The organism is Pelomonas sp. V22, from assembly GCF_030014915.1.
Classification (GTDB): domain Bacteria; phylum Pseudomonadota; class Gammaproteobacteria; order Burkholderiales; family Burkholderiaceae_C; genus JAUASW01.
In genome coordinates this window covers 1,124,322-1,142,659 of the sequence record NZ_JAGIXS010000001.1, presented here as the reverse complement: position 1 = coordinate 1,142,659, position 18,338 = coordinate 1,124,322, and the positions used below count along the sequence as shown (strand labels likewise).

At 66.8% G+C, this 18,338-nt stretch carries 14 protein-coding genes; 2 read left to right on the top strand and 12 right to left on the bottom strand.

Features of this window, described 5'->3' with window-relative positions; translation table 11 throughout:
• Positions 1–105: 105 nt before the first annotated feature.
• The 12 genes from J7U46_RS05155 to J7U46_RS05100 all read right to left on the bottom strand — a co-directional run bounded on the left by J7U46_RS05155 (position 106) and on the right by J7U46_RS05100 (position 16,592).
• Entirely contained in the window at positions 106–750 is a 645-nt protein-coding gene (locus J7U46_RS05155; protein WP_282823749.1) for a transporter substrate-binding domain-containing protein, read from the bottom strand.
• A gap of 147 nt (positions 751–897) precedes the next feature.
• A complete protein-coding gene (locus J7U46_RS05150; protein WP_282823748.1) occupies positions 898–2,082 on the bottom strand; it encodes a family 10 glycosylhydrolase in 1,185 nt (394 codons plus the stop codon).
• Positions 2,083–2,147: 65 nt separating this feature from the next.
• Positions 2,148–5,048 carry a TonB-dependent receptor gene (locus J7U46_RS05145; protein ID WP_282823747.1) on the bottom strand — a complete coding sequence of 967 codons (2,901 nt, stop codon included), beginning with the start codon at positions 5,046–5,048 and terminating at the stop codon, positions 2,148–2,150.
• 309 nt (positions 5,049–5,357) lie between these two features.
• The gene (locus J7U46_RS05140; protein ID WP_282823746.1) at positions 5,358–6,221 is read right to left on the bottom strand and encodes an aldose 1-epimerase family protein; all 864 of its coding nucleotides are present in this window, start codon (positions 6,219–6,221) and stop codon (positions 5,358–5,360) included.
• Positions 6,212–7,321: a sn-glycerol-3-phosphate ABC transporter ATP-binding protein UgpC gene (ugpC, locus tag J7U46_RS05135; RefSeq protein WP_282823745.1), complete on the bottom strand. Its 1,110-nt coding sequence runs from the start codon at positions 7,319–7,321 to the stop codon at positions 6,212–6,214. Before ugpC ends, J7U46_RS05140 begins: the two co-directional genes overlap by 10 nt.
• Positions 7,322–7,331: 10 nt before the next feature.
• On the bottom strand, positions 7,332–8,885 hold the full coding sequence (locus tag J7U46_RS05130) for an FAD-dependent oxidoreductase (RefSeq protein ID WP_282823744.1): 1,554 nt from the start codon (positions 8,883–8,885) through the stop codon (positions 7,332–7,334).
• The gene (locus J7U46_RS05125) at positions 8,882–10,354 is read right to left on the bottom strand and encodes a DUF4127 family protein (RefSeq protein WP_282823743.1); all 1,473 of its coding nucleotides are present in this window, start codon (positions 10,352–10,354) and stop codon (positions 8,882–8,884) included. The genes J7U46_RS05130 and J7U46_RS05125 overlap by 4 nt, the downstream gene beginning before the upstream one ends.
• Positions 10,351–12,789: a hypothetical protein gene (locus J7U46_RS05120; protein ID WP_282823742.1), complete on the bottom strand. Its 2,439-nt coding sequence runs from the start codon at positions 12,787–12,789 to the stop codon at positions 10,351–10,353. The genes J7U46_RS05125 and J7U46_RS05120 overlap by 4 nt, the downstream gene beginning before the upstream one ends.
• Positions 12,786–13,601, bottom strand: a complete 816-nt coding sequence (locus J7U46_RS05115) for a carbohydrate ABC transporter permease (protein ID WP_282823741.1) — start codon at positions 13,599–13,601, stop codon at positions 12,786–12,788. The genes J7U46_RS05120 and J7U46_RS05115 overlap by 4 nt, the downstream gene beginning before the upstream one ends.
• Positions 13,601–14,470 carry a sugar ABC transporter permease gene (locus J7U46_RS05110; RefSeq protein WP_282823740.1) on the bottom strand — a complete coding sequence of 290 codons (870 nt, stop codon included), beginning with the start codon at positions 14,468–14,470 and terminating at the stop codon, positions 13,601–13,603. Before J7U46_RS05110 ends, J7U46_RS05115 begins: the two co-directional genes overlap by 1 nt.
• Positions 14,467–15,360, bottom strand: coding sequence for an ROK family protein (locus J7U46_RS05105; protein WP_282823739.1), 894 nt, complete (start codon positions 15,358–15,360; stop codon positions 14,467–14,469). Before J7U46_RS05105 ends, J7U46_RS05110 begins: the two co-directional genes overlap by 4 nt.
• Positions 15,357–16,592 (bottom strand): extracellular solute-binding protein, encoded by a 1,236-nt coding sequence (locus tag J7U46_RS05100; protein ID WP_282823738.1) that lies wholly within the window; start codon positions 16,590–16,592, stop codon positions 15,357–15,359. The genes J7U46_RS05105 and J7U46_RS05100 overlap by 4 nt, the downstream gene beginning before the upstream one ends.
• A gap of 214 nt (positions 16,593–16,806) precedes the next feature.
• On the opposite strand from J7U46_RS05100, the gene J7U46_RS05095 reads away from it, so the two are divergent.
• Positions 16,807–17,535 carry a GntR family transcriptional regulator gene (locus tag J7U46_RS05095; RefSeq protein WP_282823737.1) on the top strand — a complete coding sequence of 243 codons (729 nt, stop codon included), beginning with the start codon at positions 16,807–16,809 and terminating at the stop codon, positions 17,533–17,535.
• Positions 17,528–18,232, top strand: a complete 705-nt coding sequence (locus J7U46_RS05090) for a putative N-acetylmannosamine-6-phosphate 2-epimerase (RefSeq protein ID WP_282823736.1) — start codon at positions 17,528–17,530, stop codon at positions 18,230–18,232. Before J7U46_RS05095 ends, J7U46_RS05090 begins: the two co-directional genes overlap by 8 nt.
• Positions 18,233–18,338 lie beyond the last annotated feature (106 nt).

Sequence of the window (18,338 nt, the reverse complement as noted above, 5' to 3'; positions counted from 1 at the left end):
TCCCGACCACTGAATAGCGAGAAGCCAAAGGGTCAGCAACGAAAGTTGCTGACCCTTTTCTCCTTTTGGCTTCAGCCTATGGAGGCTGGCGGTGGCCGCAAACAATCACCGCCCGGCCCTGCTCAGCGTGGCGCGGATTTTCTCAGCGACCTTGGGGTCCAGATCGCGCCGGGCAAAGAGGTCGACCCGACGCTTGCCGAGCACGATTTCTGGGCCCAGCTCGGATCGTGCGATGCCGGTCTCGCGTGCATAGTGGTCCAGCACTTCGCGGGTCAGGCGCAGGCCGTCCAGGCGGCCCAAGGCGAGCATGCGCATGCCGTTCGAGAAGCCGATCACGTCCACCAGTTCGGGGCGCTGACGCGGGAGCTTGGCCAGATCCTGGCAGCCGCCGCGGGCGCGACCAATCAAATGATTGGACAACTCGGCCACAGTTCTCGCAGGCTTCTTTGTGCTGGTCACCACCAAGGAATCGACGACCAGCACGGTACCCAGGTCTTGGGCCACCTTGTCCACCGCTTCGGTCGAGAAGCCTATCGTCAGGTCGGCTTCACCGCTTGCCAGGCTGCCCGCGATCCGAGCAAACGGCATGATGCGGAAGCTGACTTGCAGGCCGGCCTGATGCACCAGGTCTTGCGCCAGTTGCACGTAGGGCCCAGAAGGAGCCTCGTCGGGGCGCGTGATGACATACGGGGCAACGTCGAACAAGGCGACCTTGAGGGGCGCCTTCGCAGCCGCCATCGCCGGCAGCAAGGCGCAAACGAGGAAGGTGCAGGAAAGGGCGCGCATCGCCCGGCCATGGTAGCAAGCCCCCCTGCCGGAATGCGGCCGCCAGCGCGAGGGGCGGGGCTCCTCCATGCTTGCGGCTGTGGCCTGCGGCATCGGACACCGGCGACGACCCTAGCGATACAACTTCTCTAGCAGCTCGCGTCGAGGCAAGAGGCCTTCGCTGTGGAAGAACACCTCGCCCAGAATGCCTTCGCGCCGATTCTCTTCGATCATCTGTTGCAGCAGTTCGGGGGGCGCGACGTAGTCGCGGCCCAGCGCCAGCAGCAGCCCCGGGAAGACCTTCTGCCGCTGCTCGGGGCAGAGTTGCTCACGCGCCAGCTTGCGCAACTCTTGCTGGTAGCCTTCGATGTTGTAGCGGTAGAGCTGCGGTGACAGGCTGTCCACCCAGCCTCGCTTCATCCAGGTGGGCCAGTCTTGCAGGTACTCCTCATAGCCCCACGGGTAGGGGCTGGGCGACATGCTGATCTGCATGCTTGGCCGGGCTGACTTCACGGCCTTGTGCAGCCGCTCCATGAAGCCGTTGAGCTGGGCGGCACGCCAGGCCAGCCAATGTGGATCCTTGGCGTCATCGGGCGGCGCCTTGCCGCCGTGCTCACGCTGGTAGCGGGCCACCGTCTCGGGGTTGTAGCCGCCTTCCGTGGCCATGGCCGGCAGGCGGTCGTCGCCCTGGATGCCGTCGATGTCGTAGCGCTGCACCGCTTCCATGATGACGCTGAGCACGAAGTCCTGGACTTCCCGATCTAGCGCATTCATCCAGCGGAAGCCGTTCTTTTCGACCGGCTTGCCCTGCTTGTCGAGGGCCGCCCAGTGGGGCCTGGCCTTGATGATTTCGGCGCCGGGGCCGCCCTTGAAGTCGCTGACGAAACCGAACTCGAACCAGGCGTAGACCTTCATGCCCTTGCCGCGTGCGGCCTCGATCAGTTCCTGCAGGGGATCACGGCCGCGGACTCTCTCGCTGATGGTGATGCCGGTGAGGCGATGCATCACGGCGCTCGGATAGAGCGTGCGGCCCTGGTTCCACATCGCTGTGTAGATCGTGTTGATGCCCAGGCGCTGGAATTCCGCCAACTGCCGCTCCATCTCTGCCTTCGAGTCGAAGAAGTGGGTGTGCTCGGGCGTGGCGATCCACACGCCGCGCTGCGGGCTTGGGGTCGATCGAAGGGGCGCGGGCGCGATGCCGGCCTGTGTCGTGGCGGGGCAATCCGGAGCGGCCTGCGCGGCCGTGGCAAGGGCCATGCAGGCGGTGAGGAGACGTCGAGTGAAGCGCATGATGTTGCAGGGTTGGGCGTGCAGCATGCCAGGATCAAAAAAGCGGGGCACGTGGCCCCGCATCAAGTCCCCAGGAATGCTGCGGATGGTTTTCAGAACTTGGCGCGCAGGTTCAGGAAGAACTGGCGGCCGCTCTCATGCCAGTAGCCCGGCGCGTTCTCGGTCACGAAGAAGGTGTGGCGCACCGGGTTAGTCAGGTTGTTGCCATCCAGATGGATGCTGATCTCCTTGCTGAAGCGATAGCCGATCGAGGCCGACAAGCTGCCGGCGCCCTTGTAGTAGTGCAGGCCATTGACCTGGGTCACCACGCCTCCGCTGGTCAGGGGCACATTGGTGCCGTTGCCGATGAAGCCGATCGAGTAGTCGGTGCGGTAGTTCCAGGCCAGGCTGGCGCTGAACTTGTCGTCCTCATAGAAGCCGCGCAGGTTGTAGGTCCACTTCGAGGTCCCCAGCATCTCGACGCCATCCTGGTCCTTGGACTTCACGTAGGTCGCGTTGCTTCCGAACCCGAAGCCGCCTCCCACCGGCATCTCGAGCGCGAGCTCGGCGCCCTTCAGCTGGCCCTTGACGCCGATGCGCGAGGACACGTCATAGGTGCTGATGGCATTCGTGCTGGTGTTGAAGAAATCGACCTTGGAGGTGCCGGTCTTCACATAGTTCTGCAGGTTCTGCGAGAACACGCCGCCCGAGATGTAGGCACGGGGCGCAAAGTACCAGGCCAGGGTTGCGTCGACGTTTGTGGCGGTCACCGGCTTGAGCAGCGGGTTGCCGGACGAGCCAGTCAGCAGGGTGTTGTTGAGCGAGATTGCACCGGCCAGCTCGTTGTAGTTGGGGCGACCCAGGCTGCGCGATGCCGAGGCCCGCGCGATCAGGCTGCGGTCTAGCTGCCAGCGCAGGTTTAGGCTCGGCAGCAGGGCGTTGTGGCGCGTGGTCACCAGCTGCGGGAGGTAGGTGGCGAAGCGCGAGCCCACGATGGCGCCCGGCACCGAGCAAGGCAGCGTGGGCACGCATTGGCCGGCCGCCGTGCCATTGGGCAGCGCCTGGTAGGAAAGCGAATCCACCTTGGTGAAGGCGGCGCGCACGCCGGCATTGCCGCTGATGGCGTTGCTCAGCTCGAAGTCGCTCATCAGGTAGAGCGCCTCGTTCGCTTCCTCGACTTTGTAGCCGCTGGTCCAGGTCTTGCCGGCGACCGGGTCCCAGTTGACGTACTGGTTGGCGAAGGCCTGGATCTGCGAGGCGTCGTAGCGGAACAGGTTGCGCGGGAAGTTGGCATCCAGTCCGCCGCCCCAGTTGGCGGGATAGGTGGTGGCCGGCGCCGGTAGCGCGCCATTGGGCACGATGTTGGGCGTCGTGGGCAGGACCGTGCCCGGATAGACCGGCAGGTTGCCGGCATTGACGAGCGAGAAGTTGCCGACCGAGATGAAGGGCGAGGGCGAAGCCGGCAGGCCGCTGGCCAGATCCTGGGCGTTCCAGCGGGGGGCGATCACGTCGTAGGTGCGGGTGTGCTTGGAGAAACGACCGCCCCACTTGATGGCCGTGATGACCGAATGCCCCGGCCGGTAGTCGGCATCCAGGTGCAGATAGCTCTCCTTGTCGCTGGAATCCACGGCCGCGCCGGTATTGCTGGCCTGTGAGTAGCTCGAAGGCTTGCTCATGTCGATGGGCTTTCCGTCCACCGAGCTGTACATCGCATAGTCGGTCGGACGCGTCGTATTGATGTTGTACGACATGTTCGGATTGACCAGCACGAAGGTCAGGCTGGGCTGCGAGTTCGTCTTGCCGCGGCCCTCGGTGTAGCCGGCGCGCGCGCGCAGCGTGAGTGCGTCGTTGGCCTCGAACTTCAGGTCCAGGTCGTAGAAGGAGCTGAGCGACTTGGCGCCTTCGCGCACGTTGTGGTCGAACTCGAAGCCGCCGATGCGCTGGTTGGGGCTCAGCGTGGTCGGCCGTTCAAGCTTGGCGCTGGTGATCACATCGCCGTCGACCTTGGCGTCCTTGATCAGCCAGCCGGCACCGACCAGGCCGGTTGGCAGGGCGAAGGCCGAGCTGTTGTAGTTGTCGGCCTTGAGTTCGGCGCGGAAGGCGCTGAGGTTGGCTTCCAGCTGCTTGCTGGGCTTGAACTGCAGGCCAACGTAGCCGCCGCTGCGCTTGCGCACGCCCTCGAACAGGGCCGAGTTCAGGCTGCCCGGCATGCGCTTGCCAGCCAGCGCGGCGTTCCCCGAGGCCGTGGCCTGGGCGGCCGTGATCACGCCGAAGCTGAAGGTTTCCTGACCATCGCGGCGCAGGTGGCGGTCTTCCTTGAAGAGCTGGGCCAGCACGCCGAAGGTGTTGTCGTTGTTCTTCCAGGCCAGCAGGCCGGAGAGCTGCGGATCGGTCTTTTCAGGCAGCGAAGCGTAGACGGCGCCCACGGCCACCTCGCCACTGAGCTGCTTGCGGAAGTCCAGCGGCTTGCGCGTGATGATGTCCACCGTGCCGGCGATGCCGCCTTCGGTGATGTCGGCGCGCTGGGTCTTGTAGACGATGGACTGGCCGATCAGCTGCGAGGGCATCAGGCCGAAGCCCACGCTGCGACCGCTGCTGCCCTGGTCGCCCACGTGCCAGTCGCCCGAGGAAAGCGCGTGGCCGTTGATGGTCACCAGGTTGAGGTTGGGGCTGGTGCCGCGAATGGCGATGCGTTCTGCCTCGTCCATGGCCAGCGCGCCGCCGTACTGCACGTTCACGCCAGGCAGGCGCGACAGCGCATCGGCAATGTTCTTGTCGGGCATCTTGCCCACGTCTTCTGCGGTGACGACCTCGATGTTGGTGTCGGCGTCGCGCTTGGTTTCAAGCGACTTTTGCAGCGAGGCACGGATGCCGGTGACGACCACCTGCTCCAGCTTGCTCTTGTCGTCTTCCTTCTTCGTCGCGGGGGGCTGCTGAGCCTGGGCTGTTTGCGCCGTCAGGATGAGTCCCATCAGGCAGATGGCTTGGCTGATGCAATGGGGCTGAAACTTCATTCCGTGTCTCTCCATGGTTGTTCAAGCGTGGCCCAGCACTCGTGTTATTGGCCTGAAATAAAGTAGACCATAAACGTACCATTATTGAGACCCCAGGAAATCCCGAAGCAGGGTGATCCGTTGCTATTTCAGTATTCTTTGCGACGGGCCAGTGTGACAGCCTCGCGGGCAATTCAGTCAATGGAATGAAATTGGCCTAAGTATGGCCTTGAATGTATTGAAATTGGATTGGTTTCTGGTCGGCTCTTCCGGCTCTTCCGGCTCTTCTGGCTCTTCTGGCGCTTGCGCGGCGGGCCGGCGTGGGTCGGCCTAGGTGACCGTGCCGACCAGTTCGACCCGGTAGCCGGTGGCGAAGCGCTGCCCGGCGGCGATGCGGATCAGCCCCGGCTTCTCCGCCAGCTCGAGCGAAGCCCGCGCATCCTCATCGACGCCGAACCACGGCTCGATGCACAGATAGGCAGCGGCCGGCCGGGCCCACAGACCCAGGTGGGGTGCGCCGCCGGTATGCAGGCAGAGCCTCGTGCCACGCTCACGATGGCGAAGCGTCAGTCTGCGTGAGCGGATGTGTTTGAAGATCAGCGCATCGTCGTCGAACAGCCGGGGGCCAAGCCTGATCGCCTGGGCCGCCTCGAAATGCAACGGGCCCGGTTCGGTGGCGAGAAGTTCACCGTCCAGGCGATAGACCTCGGGCAGCTCGGCCTGGTCGAACAACAGCTGCCAAGCGTCGAGCGGCCCCGCACCGAGCGCAAAGGCCGGGTGTGAGCCGAGCGTGAAGGGCAGCATCTCGCTGCCTTCGTTGCGGATTTCGTAGTCCACACGCAGGCCGTCGGCCTGCAGCGTGAAACACACCTGCAGACAGAAGCGGAAGGGGTAGGCCTCGTAGGTGGCCAGGTTGTCGCGGAGCTGCAGCAGCAGGCGGTGGTCGCGGCGTTCGAGGCAGTCGAAGCGCTGCTGCGCCGCGAAGCCGTGGATCGGCATGGCATGGAATCGACCCGCATGCCTGAAGCCACGCCCCTTGAGTCGCCCGACGAAGGGAAACAGGATGGGCGCGCTGTGGGGCCAGACCCGCGCCTCGTCCTGCCACAGGTACTCGTCGTCGCCGCACTTCAGGCTGCGCAGCTCGGCGCCTTGCACATCAACGCGCGCCGAGAGCCTGCCCAGCGTTAGACGCATGCGGTCAGTCCGCGCTTGCTGGCGCTGATGCTGCGGCCTTCGGCGTCGAAGGCATAGAGCCAGTCGGCCTGCGGGCGCAGATGCAGGACCTGGCCGGGCTGCAGCGGCAGCATGGCCGGCACGGCGACGCAAAGGCTTTGCCCGTTCAGGCTCAGGTGGGCGTAGCTGCTCGAACCGAGACGTTCGACCAGACGAAGCTCGGCCGCCAGGCCGCCATCGGCCAGTTGCGCATGCTCTGGGCGCAGTCCGAGGCGGATGGGCGTGCCGACAGTCACCGCAGCATCGGGGCGGAGCATGAACGACCAGTCGCTGCCGTCGGTCAACCGTGCGGTGGCCCGCTGACCAACAACGGCCACAAGCTGTGCCGGCAGGAAGTTCATGGCCGGTGAGCCGATGAAGCCGCCGACGAACTCATTGCAGGGGTCGGCATAGAGCGCCATCGGGCTGCCCACCTGCTCTACGCGCCCGGCCCGCAGCACCACGATCTTGCTGGCCAGCGTCATGGCCTCGACCTGATCATGGGTGACGTAGACCATGGTCTTGCCCAGTTCGCGGTGCAGGGCCGCAATCTCCAGCCGCATGCGCAGGCGCAGCTCTGCATCGAGATTGGAGAGCGGCTCGTCGAACAAGAAGATGTCCGGCTCCTGCACCAGGGCCCGGCCGATGGCCACGCGCTGGCATTGCCCGCCCGAGAGCTGGCCGGGCTTGCGGTCCAGGTAGGGGCGCAGCTGCAGGATGTCGATGGCGCGCTCCAGCTTGGCGGCGATCTGGGCCTTGGGCGCGCCGCGCATGCGCATGCCGAAGCTCAGGTTCTCGGACACCGTCATGTGCGGGTACAGCGCATAGCTCTGGAACACCATGGCGACCGAGCGGCTGCTGGGGGCGGCGTGGGTCACGTCGCGCCCGGCGATGCGCACGCTGCCGCTGCTGGCTTCTTCAAGACCGGCGATCAGGCGCAACAGGGTGGACTTGCCGCAGCCGGAAGGGCCGACGAAGACGACGAACTCGCCCTGGTCCACGCTGAGGTCAATGCCGTGCAGGGTCTGGATCGTGCCGAAGCGTTTGTCCAGCTTCTGAATCTCTAGGAAGGAGGAGGCCATGGTGTGCGGGTCAGGAAAGTCGGGCCAGCAGCTTGGCGTCCCAGTGCTGGGGTATGCCTTGCTCGGTCAGCCGGGCCCGGAAGCGCGCGACGCTGGCGGCGTCGGCATGAATCTGAGTCGGGGTCAGGTCTTGCTGCAAGGCGAACGCCGCGAGGCTGCCTGCCACCTCGCCGATCAGCCACTCGGCCGGATGGACCCGGGTGCAGGCATTCACCAGGTGGCTTACGCCAAGGTTCTTGCAGGCAGGCAGCAGGTTGTCGCAGTCGGCCGGAACGAAGCAGCCCAGCGGCAGCTCGAAAGGTTGCACATGGGCATTCAGGCCCTGGCTGCTGACGCAGGTGGGATGCATGTCCATCATGTACCAGGCGATGCCGACGCTGTTGGTCCGCTGCATCGGCTGTTGCACGTCCTGCTGTGCGAGGCAGGTCAGTCCGACGATGCGGCGCGACTCGCGCACATAGACCTGCTGAGCCAGGCCATCGGCGCTGCCGAGCATGTCGGTCGCGGGCTGCAGTTCCGGATGGCCCTGGCCGCCGTCCGTGCGCGGCGCCTCGGTCTGCAGCCAGTGCAAGAGGCACAGCGACAGCTCGCGCGCCGCGGCCTCAACCTCGGCCTCTGGCACTGGGCCGTCGAGCAGCGGATGCAGGCCATAGTCGTTCTGGGCCCAGTTGATTAGCGAGACCTCGTCGCGCGCGTCGTGCCACTGGTGCGAGGCCACGACGCGGCGGTAGCGCCAGAGGTCGAGGCAGGGGTCTTGCGGATCGCTGGAAGCGAACAGCTTGAACTGGCGCGACTCGCCCGGCGCGCTGCCCGGAATCCAGTCGCTGAGCAGGGCATGGCCGTAGTGCGGCAGGTGATGAGCGCGCCAGAAGGCGTAGCTCACGGGTGCGGCAATCACCGGCCCTGGCCTCGCATGGCGGCGCAGCGCGATGACATGGGTGACCGGCTGCTGGTCCAGCGGGTTGGCGACCTCGGGTGCCAGTGTTTCGCCGAACTCGCTGCGCGCCTCCTTGCCGAGGCGATAGGGCAGGCCAGCCAGCTTGAGCAGGGCGCCGGTGTCGGTGGCATCGAGGAAATAGCCGGCGACCAGCTCGCGGCCATCGCGCAGGCTCACGAGTTCGATGCGCCGGCCTGAGCGATGGGCAGCCGCTGGCGCCGCGCCGCGCAGGATCTGCAACAGGCCGCTGTCCACCAACGGGGCCAGCAAGCGCTCGAAGTAATCGGCCGCCAGCTGCGGCTCGAAGCACAGCCGACTGACCCAGCCGTCGCCCGGGTTGCAGCCCTCGGTCATTGCCGTGCGGTCGACGAAGCCGGGCGTGTTCAGGTACTGCGCGCGGATGGCGGCGCGGAACTGCTGGTAGCTGCGGCTGGCGCCGCCGTGCTCGATCAGCCGGTGCTCGTCGGGCGGCACGCCTTGGGCCGTCATCTGCCCGCCGAGCCAGGGGTGTTCGGCCACCAGCACGACACGGCGGCCGGCGCTGGCGGCAGCCCAGGCGGCCAGCACACCGCCGAGGCTGGCACCGATCACGGCGATCTCGCAGCGCAACGAGGCCGTCGCGCTCATGGCTGCAGCTCCAGGCCGATCTCGAAGCTGCGGTCCCAGGGCAGGTAGCAGCGGCTGACATGGCCGGGCAGGCCCATGGCGCGCAGCCAGGCTTCGGTGGCGGGCATGACCAGTTGCTGCGCTGCAGCCAGAAGCTCGGCGTCCGACAGCCTGGCTTCATCGACCTCGTTGCGCAGCTGCTGCCGCAGGTGCGCCTGGTACAGATAGTCCTCGGCCAGCCTGAGCGCCGTGTTCAGTCGATTGGGCATGCAATGCAGATTCGTTCGGGCCAGCACCAACTGCGCCAGCAGGCCGCCGAGGCTGTTGCTCGCCGTGTTCCAGCCGGCGTAGCCCGCGAGCCTGGGCAGCAGCTGCCGGGAGGCCAGGGCTTCGACCAGGTCGGGATCGCCGCCATTGGCGTAGGCCAGGTCAACGATGGCGACAGGCACGCCGGACGCCCCCAGCCCGTCCAGCCAGGTCGCCGTGGGCGGCTGGGGCGAGGGCAGGGGCAAGCGCATGGCCCAGTCACCCTGGGCCGGGCCGCTGCTGTGCAAGGCCAGCAGCAGGTCCGCGGTCTCTCCAGGCTGGACCAGGCGGGCGCCCACGGCCTCGATTTGGCTGGCCAGCGACTCCAGCACCGGTCGGTCCTCATACCGGGCACGTAGGGTCGCAACATGCCGGGGGTCGCTGCAGCTCAATGCAACGCGCAGTGGCTCGGCCGCGCTCAGCCGGCTCGCCATGTGGGCGGCGAGCGTGTGCATCACTTCGTCGGCACCGGGATAGATGAGCACGCGATCAACCAACTGGCGCTCGGTGACCAGGGTCTGCAGCTGACGCCGCTCCGCGATGTTGAAACCGTACTCGGCCGTGTCGTCCTGCGGCAGGACCAGGCGGTCGATCACGCCTTCTTCGATCAGGTCCAGCAAGGCCATGTTGATGGCGAAGTTGCGCGACCGGGTCGCGAGGTAGTCGGCCCGGATCTCGGCGGGAATGGCGGCCTCGGCCTCGGCAGCCAGCGCGGCGGCAGACGCGTCACCGGTCTGCCCGTGCTTGTCGGTATGGAAGGACCAGGCCCACAGCTGCTCGCCATGCTGGGCCCAGTAGGGCTTCTCTTCTTCGGCCACGTTGTTGTTGGAGATGCGCATCGTCGCCGCGAAGGCATAGATGGGGCGCCGGGGCGCGCGCTGCCTGAGCCGATGCAGAAGGGACAGCCGTGGCAGCAGGGCGTTCAGCTCCTCGCTGATGAAGCGCGACGGGACCAGTCCGCCGTAGACCAGCATGTCGATCGAGACGATCACCCCTGCTGCGTCATAGGCCTCGCGCTCCAGCCAGGTGGCGATGCCGTCCCGATGGGCGGGCTGGCGCAGATGGCCCAACTCGGCCACTTCGGGCAGGCGCAGCTCCCAGCCGCCAGCAGCGACGAGGGCCTGGACCTGCTGGCGCACGACGGGCCGGCCATCAACGGGCAGGCCGACAAGAATCTTCTTCATGGCGTAAACGTGGCAATGCCGAAGGCAGGGACCGAGGCGAGGGCCTCGCTGCCAGGGTTCCAGACGCGCAACTCGCGAGCCTGGCCCTGGCGGCGCAGGCTGCTCGTTTGCAGGTCGGGATGGTCAAGCTGATAGGGAGTGCGCCACCGGTCCGAGTGCCCGCGCAGGCACAGCACCGGGCGACGCAACGCGCGGGCCTGACCCAGCAGCGCCAGGCTGCCGGCTTCATCGAGCAGGTTCAGGCGGAAATCGAATCGCTGCGGGCCCAGGCACTGGGCCTCGGGCGTGGCCAAGTCGGGGCCGGCGCCGACGCCGCGCGTCACCAAGTCGCGCCGCGACAGCCAGCCAACGCTGCGCACCAGGGTCACGGCCAGCGCCTGCTGTTCGCCGAGGGCGACGATCTCGTACTCCTGCATCGCGCGGTGAGCCAGGTTCACACGACCCGCCGCGATGGCGCTGTGGCTGGGGTTGACCGCGGGCGGCATCTCGCGCCGCGATGGGGTCGCTGGATAGTCGGCCAGCACCACCGGGCGGCGCTGCCAGGCGAAGGCACCGTCGCTCCAGCTTTCGGTGATGGTGCTGGCCAGCGGCAGGACCAGGCGGCTGCGCTGATCCTGCGCGTGGTTGTTCCAGTCCAGCTGGGCGTCGATGCAGCGGCTGTCGCCAAGCAGGCGCAGGCGCAGCAGGCCTTCGCAGTCGACCTCGTCGGCCGATGGGCCCTGGCGTTGCGCGTCCAGCGAGGCCGGCAGGCATGCGCTGATGGCGAGAACCATTTCCTGCACCGCACCGCAGCGGCGAGCGCTGACGAGGGTGAATCGCCGATGCTGGCGCTGCTCGGGCTGTGGCGGCGGCGAGAAGTTGTAGCTGTCGCCGGCGTCGAGTTCGCTGCCTATCCAGAGCGGTTGTGTGCAGCCGTCCGCATGGATTTGCAGCTCGCCGTCCTCATTCAGGGCGATGCGGTAGTGCGGATTTCCAATCTCCTGGAGGCCTTGTTCTGGGCGGGTCGCAGTGATCTTGTTAACCCACAGTTGGCGTGTCTCAAGTCCAGCCAGCGGACATTGCAGCGCCACCTCGTAGTGATGGCCGTTCAGCGGATCGGGGAAGTCGTCCAGCGGCGAATGGAACTGATGGCCGGCCGTCACCTTCAGCACCGCCGAGTTCAGCAGGTGGCCCGCCAGGTCGCGGACCCCCAGGTCGCCCGCCGCTTCTCCAGCCAGGAACAGCCTGACCGTGTGCCAGTCTTCGCTGGCCTGCGGCACCGGATTGAACAGCGTGATGCTCGCATCGTCGACGAAGGGGCCGGGCTGCACCGCGCGCTCGTCGCTGACCATGCCGGCAGCCACCAGGGCTTGATGACGAAGGCCATCCAGGCGCTGCGCCAGCTGCTCGAAGCGCGAGACCATCTCGCGGTGCACCGTGTCGGCGCTGCAGCCGCAGATCGAGTCATGCGCCTGCTGCTGCAAGAGCGTGCGCCAGCATTGTTCCAGCGCGCGCGCCGGCAGCGGCACGTCGAGCATGGCGTAGAGCGGCTCGATCTCGCCGAGCAAACGGTCCTCGGCCTGCTGGTGCGCCAGCTTCAGGTAGCGGCGGGTGGACAGCACATCGGGCAGGACATAGGCCTGGGTGTTGTCGCGCAGCTCGCCGTGGACCTGGGGTCGCCGGCCGGCCGTGGCGGCCAGCACGCGCTCGGCATGGGCTTGCAGGCCTTCCTGCACCAGCTCGTACTGCGCCTGGTCGGCATTGAAGGCGGCCATGCGTTCGGCCAACTCCGCATGCGGCAGCAGGTGATCGCCGCCCTGGGTCAGCAGCAGGTTGGGGCTGAGCGCCCGCCCTTCGATCTGCTGCAGGTAGCGCTCCAGCGCCGACCGCCAGTCGTCCACGTTGAATGGGTGTTGGTAATAGCCCTGAGTGAGGAAGAGCGAGCCGACCGTCGAGCCATCGAGCGCCACCCAGTCGAACTCCGAATGCGGCGTGTCGATACCGCGCCAGAGCACGGCCGAGGCGATGCCGAATTGGCGCAGCAACTGAGGCATCTGGGCGATGTGGCCGAAGCTGTCGGGCAGGTAGCCGACGAGCTGGCAATTGCCGTGGCGGCGCGCGTCGGCCATGCCGATCTCCAGGTTGCGCCACAGCGATTCGCCGCTGCACAGGAACTCATCGGCCATCACATACCAGGGGCCGAGCGCGATGCGGCCAGCGCGCACCAGGCGCAGCACACGCTCGCACAGCTCGGGCTCGCCATGGGCCAGCAGGTCTTCCAGCGCAGCGACCTGGCCGTCGAACAGGAACTGCTCGAGCTGGCCAGCTTCCAGCTGATCGGCCACGCGTTCCATCACGCGCATCAGGCGCGCCACGAACTGCTCGCGGCTGAAGTACCACTCGCGGTCCCAGTGCGTCTGGACAACGACGCCCACTCGCTTCTTGGTCGAAATCATTCTTTCACCGCGCCTTTCAGCGCTCCGTCAATGAAGTAGCGCTGGCTGAAGGCAAACACGGTCAGCACCGGAATCAGCGAGAACACCGCGCCGGCAGCCACCAGGCGCCAGTCCAGCGAGAAGGTGCTGGAGAGCCGGTTCACGCCCAGCGGCAGCGTGAACAGCGAGGGCTCGTCGATGATGATCAGCGGCCACAGGAAATCGCCCCACACGGCGATGAAACTGAACACGGCCAGCGTCGCCAGGCTTGGCCGCACCAGCGGCACGAACACGTACCACCAGACGCGCCAGAGGCTCACGCCTTCCATCACCGCCGCTTCTTCCAGCGAACGCGGCACGCCTTCGAAGGCCTGCTTCATCAGGAAGATGCCGAAGGCCGTGCAGGCGTGGGGCAGCAGCAGGCCCAGCAGCGAATTGCGCAGGCCGAGGTTCACCGCGAGCTCGTAGACCGGGATCATCAGCAGCTGGAAGGGCATCATCATCGAGGCCAGCAGGGCCGCAAAGATCAGGGCCTTGCCCTTGAAATAGAGGCGCGCGAGCGCGAAGCCCGCCAGCGAGGAAAACAGCAGATTGCAGCCCACGGCCAGCACCGCCACCAGGGCACTGTTGCGCAGGTAGGACCACAGCGGCTGGCTCTGCAGCACGCGCTCATAGTTGGCCAGCGTTGGCTCGGCCGGCAGCAGCGAGGGCGGGTAGGCGAAGAGGTTCTCGCCCGGGCCCTTCAGCGAGGTGGACAGCAGCCACAGGAAGGGGCCGACGGTGAGCACGGCCCACAGGCAGAGCACCAGGTAGCGAAGCAGGGCGCGATGCATCAGTGTTTGCGCTTCAAGAGGCGCAGATTGATCAGCGAAAGAACGAGCGTGATGCAGAACAGCACCACACCAGCCGCGGAAGCCAGGCCCATCTCGAACTCGGAGAAGGCGGTCTCGTAGATGAAGTAGACGAGGGTCTTGCTGGCATCCATCGGGCCGCCCTGCGTCATCACATAGATCTCCTCGAAGACCTTCATCGCGGCGATGGAGGACATCACGGCAACCACCGCCATCGAGGGGCGCAGCAGCGGCAGCGTGATGTGGATGAACTGCTGCCAGCGGTTCACGCCCTCGACTTCGGCCACCTCGTAGAGATGGCGCGGTATGGCCTGCAGGCCGGCCAGGTAGATCACCATGTAGTAGCCCATGCCGCTCCAGATGGTCACGGCCATCACGGCGAACAAGGCATTGCCCGGGTCGGTCAGGAAGGCCACCGGCTCGGCGACCAGGCCGCTGGCCTGCAGCACATAGTTCAGCAGGCCGCGCTCCTCGTACACCCATTTCCAGATCAGGCCCGAGATCACCAGCGATGTGATCACCGGCAGGTAGAACAGCGCGCGGAACAGGCGCACACCGGGCAATGCCCGGTCGACCAGCACAGCCAGGCCAATGGGCGCGAACACCAGCACCGGAACCACCACCAACAGGTAAAGCAGGCTGTTGCGCAGCGCAGACCAGAAGAAGGGGTCGGCCGCCAGGCGCTTGTAGTTGGCCGCCCCCACCCATTCGGCCGGCGTGATCATGTTGAAGCTGGTGAAGCTGGTCAGCAGCGCCTGCAGTGCCGGGTAGAGCACGAAGCCGCCGATCAGGCTGCAGGCGGGCAGCAGGAAGAGGTAGGGCAACAGGCCGTGGCGTCCGCGGGTGCTCATGGGCGCGCTTCCAGTTGATCGAACAGATGACGAGCCGCGCCGAACACGCCGGCACGGTTGCCCAGTGCTGCAGGAAGGACCGGCAGGGTCAGGTCTTGCAGCGCTGTCTGGAGTGGCGCCCACCAGAGCGCTTTCGCATCGAGCAGGCCGCCGCCGAGCAGCAGCACGTCCGGGTCCAGGGTCCAGCGGATGCTGTGGATCTGGGCGGCGAGCTGCGCCACCCACAAGGTGAGCGCTTGCTCGGCGATGGCGTTCAGGGGCTGCTGCAGCACGGCGCGAGCGCCCGCACCAGCCGGCAGTTCGCCGCCCAGTTCGCGGTAGAGGTTGGCGAGCCCGGTGCCGGAGACCAGGGACTCGACTGGCCGCCACTGGCCTTGGTGCTGCAGCCGCGCGCGGCCGAAATGGCCGGCGACATGGCCGCTGCCGCTGTGGACCCGGCCGTTCAAAGCGATGGCGCCGCCGAGGCCGGTACCGAGCGTCAGCATCACGGCATTGGCCTTTTGCTGCTCGCGCAGAGCGCCCCAGGCCAGCTCGCCCGTCAACGCGGCGTGCACGTCGTTGAGCGCATGCACTTGCAGCGCGGGGAAGTTCGCCCGCAGATCGGTGCCAGCCCAGCCGGGCATCGCATCGGTGGCATCGACGACGCGGGCTGTGGCTGGATCGATTACGCCGGCGGCTGAGATGCCCAGGCCCGCGGCGGGTGGCAGGTTTGCAGGCAGGTCGTCGAGCGCCGCGCGCATTGAAGTCAGTATGGCGGACGAGCCAGCAGCAGCGTTCGTCGGCCGCTCGGTGAGCGCCAGCAGTTCGCCGGCGGGGCTGATGGCGGCGGCCAGGATCTTGGTGCCGCCCACATCGAGTGCGAGGGCGCAGTGTTCTTCAACAATGCTCATGCCTGGCATCCCAGCAACTGTGACCATTGCCGGCCGACATCGGCCAGCGCTTCGTCGCGCCCCTTGCGGCCCAGCATCACGGCCTGCAGGTTGCGCGCGTAGTTGCTGCGCAGCTTGTTGTAGTTGCGAAGCGGCGGCACCTGCACCTCGCCGGCCTGCACATGCTGGGCCGAGAGCGCCCGGGCCTGGCCCAGCAGGTCGCTGGCGTCGGCGGCCGTGAACAGCGGGTCTGCATAACTGGCCCGGGTCGAGGGCAGCACCGGCACGCGGCGGGCGAAAGCCAGCTGCTGCTCCGGCGCTGTGACGAAGCGCGCGAAGCGGAAGGCCAGGTCCCGGTTCCTGGAGGCGGCCGGCACGGTGAGGTTCATCGCGGCGATGCCCGGCTTGCGGCCCGCTGCGCGCATCTGCGGTGCGGCCACGATGTCCCGGTAGACCTGCGGATTGTTGTTGCGGATGAAGCTGAGGAACTGCATGCCGCTGGAGACGACGGCCACATGGCCGGACAGGAACATCTCCACCGCCTTGCGATGCCCCTCGCTGACGACGTTGCGCGGCGTGAGGCCTTCTGCATAGAGCCGGCGGTAGAAGTCGAAGACCTCAGCCCCCCGGCTGTTGATGAAGCCGGCGCCGCAAGCGCGCGCGTCCAGCAGATCGGCTCCCATCGCCACCAGGGTCTCCAGCGGGCTGGAGCCGTCGAGCGCCGGGAAGTAGGCGAAGGCGCCGCGCTGGCGCTTGATGGACGGCGCTGCGGCCAGCAGATCCAGGTGGCTGACGGGCAACTTGCCGTCGAGCAGGCGCTTGTTGATCAGCGTGAGGTTGGTGCTCAGGTACCAGGGTAGGGCGAAGCAGCGGCCCGCCAGGCGATTGGCCTCCCAGGCGGCCGGTAGGTAGTCGGCCCGCTCGCCGGGGCTCAGGTGTTCCTCGGGATCGGCCAGCGCGCCGAACTCGGCCAGCTTGGCCGAGAACTGCGGATTCAGGTTGACCACGTCCGGGCTGGAGCGGGCCGCGATGGCGCCCAGCAGCTTGCGCTCGGTCTCGGCCCAAGGCAGGTCCACCCATTTGACGGTCACCCCCGGGTTCAGGCCTTCGAAGCGCTGAATCAGGCCGAGCACGTAGTCGTCCAGATGAGGCGACAACTGCATGGTCCAGAACTCGAGGCGCCGGGCGGGCGGGGCTGCCATGGCGCTGCCGCCAGCGGCCAGGCCGGCTGAGAGGCTCAGCCGGAGTGCCATTCGGCGCGTGACGGAGTCGTTGTAAGACAAGGCTGGCCTATGAATTTGGTCTATTAATGGTACACAATTGGTCGACGAAAACCAGCCGAGATTGGTCATTTCGGCTGGGTATCTACCCTAGTTGTCTAGATTATTCGGGGCCTTTAGTCTCCCGATCGATCAAGATTTAGACCAAAAATGAACCAATAGCCTGGATTGGTCGACAAGGAATGCAATGGACAGAGCACAAAAGCGCGAGCAGCTTCGGCAGAACCTGCTGGGACTGATCGAGCAGAACAGCGATGGTGGTCGCCTGCCGCCCGAGCGCGAGCTGAGCGAGCGCTTCGACGTCGCGCGCGAGACCTTGCGCCGCTGCCTGCGTGAGCTGGAGGCGGAGGGGCTGTTGAATCGCAAGCAGGGCGCCGGCACCTTCGTGTCGGGGCAGCCGGTGGTGAAGCGCCCGCAGCTGATCTCGTTCTCAGAAGACATGCGTGCGCGCGGTCTGCAGCCGTCGAGTGAGTTGTTGTCCACGGCGGTGGTCGGCGCGGGGGCCAAGCTGGCCAACCGGCTCAAGCTGATGCCGGGCTCACCGTTGGTGGAGATCCGCCGACTGCGCATGGCCAACGACGAGCCCATGGCGCTGGAAACCGTCTACCTGGCGCAGTCCCGGTTGCCGAACTTTGATCCGGCTACGCTCAAGTCTGGATCGCTGTACGAGTTGCTGGACAAGCACTACGGCCTGCAGATCCGTTCGGCCCACCAGCAACTGCAGGCCACGGTGCTCACGGTCGAGGAAGCCGAGCTGCTGGAAGTGCCGGCCTTCTCGCCGTCGCTGCTGGTGGAGCGCACGGCTTACTCCAACAAGGGCGAGGTCGTCGAGTACGGCAAGAGCCTGTATCGCGCCGACCGCTATCGCTTCGAGGTCAATGTGCTGCGCGATGGCGAGGAGCCTGGTCTTGACTGAGCAGGCTCAGCAGCAGCGGCTGGCGAAGTTGCAGTCGCTGGACGGCAGCGTCAAGGGGGGGCTGGTGGTGTCATGCCAGCCGGTGGAGAAAGGTCCGCTGGACGATGACGAGGTCGTGCTGCGCCTGGCCCAGGCGGCGCTGCATGGCGGTGCCTGCGCGGTGCGCATCGAAGGCGCGGCGCGGGTGGCGCGGGTCCGGCAGGGCATCTCGGCGCCGGTCATCGGCATCGTCAAGCGCGACCTGCCGGATTCGCCGGTTCGCATCACGCCGCTGCAGGAGGATGTGCAGGCCCTGGTGGCGGCGGGCGCCGACGTGATCGCAGTCGATGCCACGGCGCGGCAGCGCCCCGATTCCGTGCGCGATTTGCTGGTGGCGATCCACGCCAGCGGGGCGGTGGCCATGGCCGACTGCTCCAGCCTGGACGACGCGCGCGCTGCCGCCGCCCTCGGCTTCGACATCGTTGGCACCACGCTGTCGGGCTATACCGGCGGCGAGGTGCCGGCCGAGCCCGACTACGAGCTGCTGGCTGCGCTCAGCCGCGAGCATCCGCGGGTGATGGCTGAGGGCCGCTACAACACGCCGGAGCAGGCCGCCAAGGCCATCACGCTCGGGGCCTGGGCCGTCACCGTCGGCACGGCCATCACACGCACCGAGTCGGTGGCGAGCTGGTTCAGCTCGGCGCTAGACCGAAGCTGACGAGGAGCCTGACTTGAAGGTTCAACGCGAAGTGATCGCATGGCGCCATTGCTGCCTCAGCAGCCATGCCGTGCGGTCTGGTCTGGAGCATTAGCTGCAGCGCTCC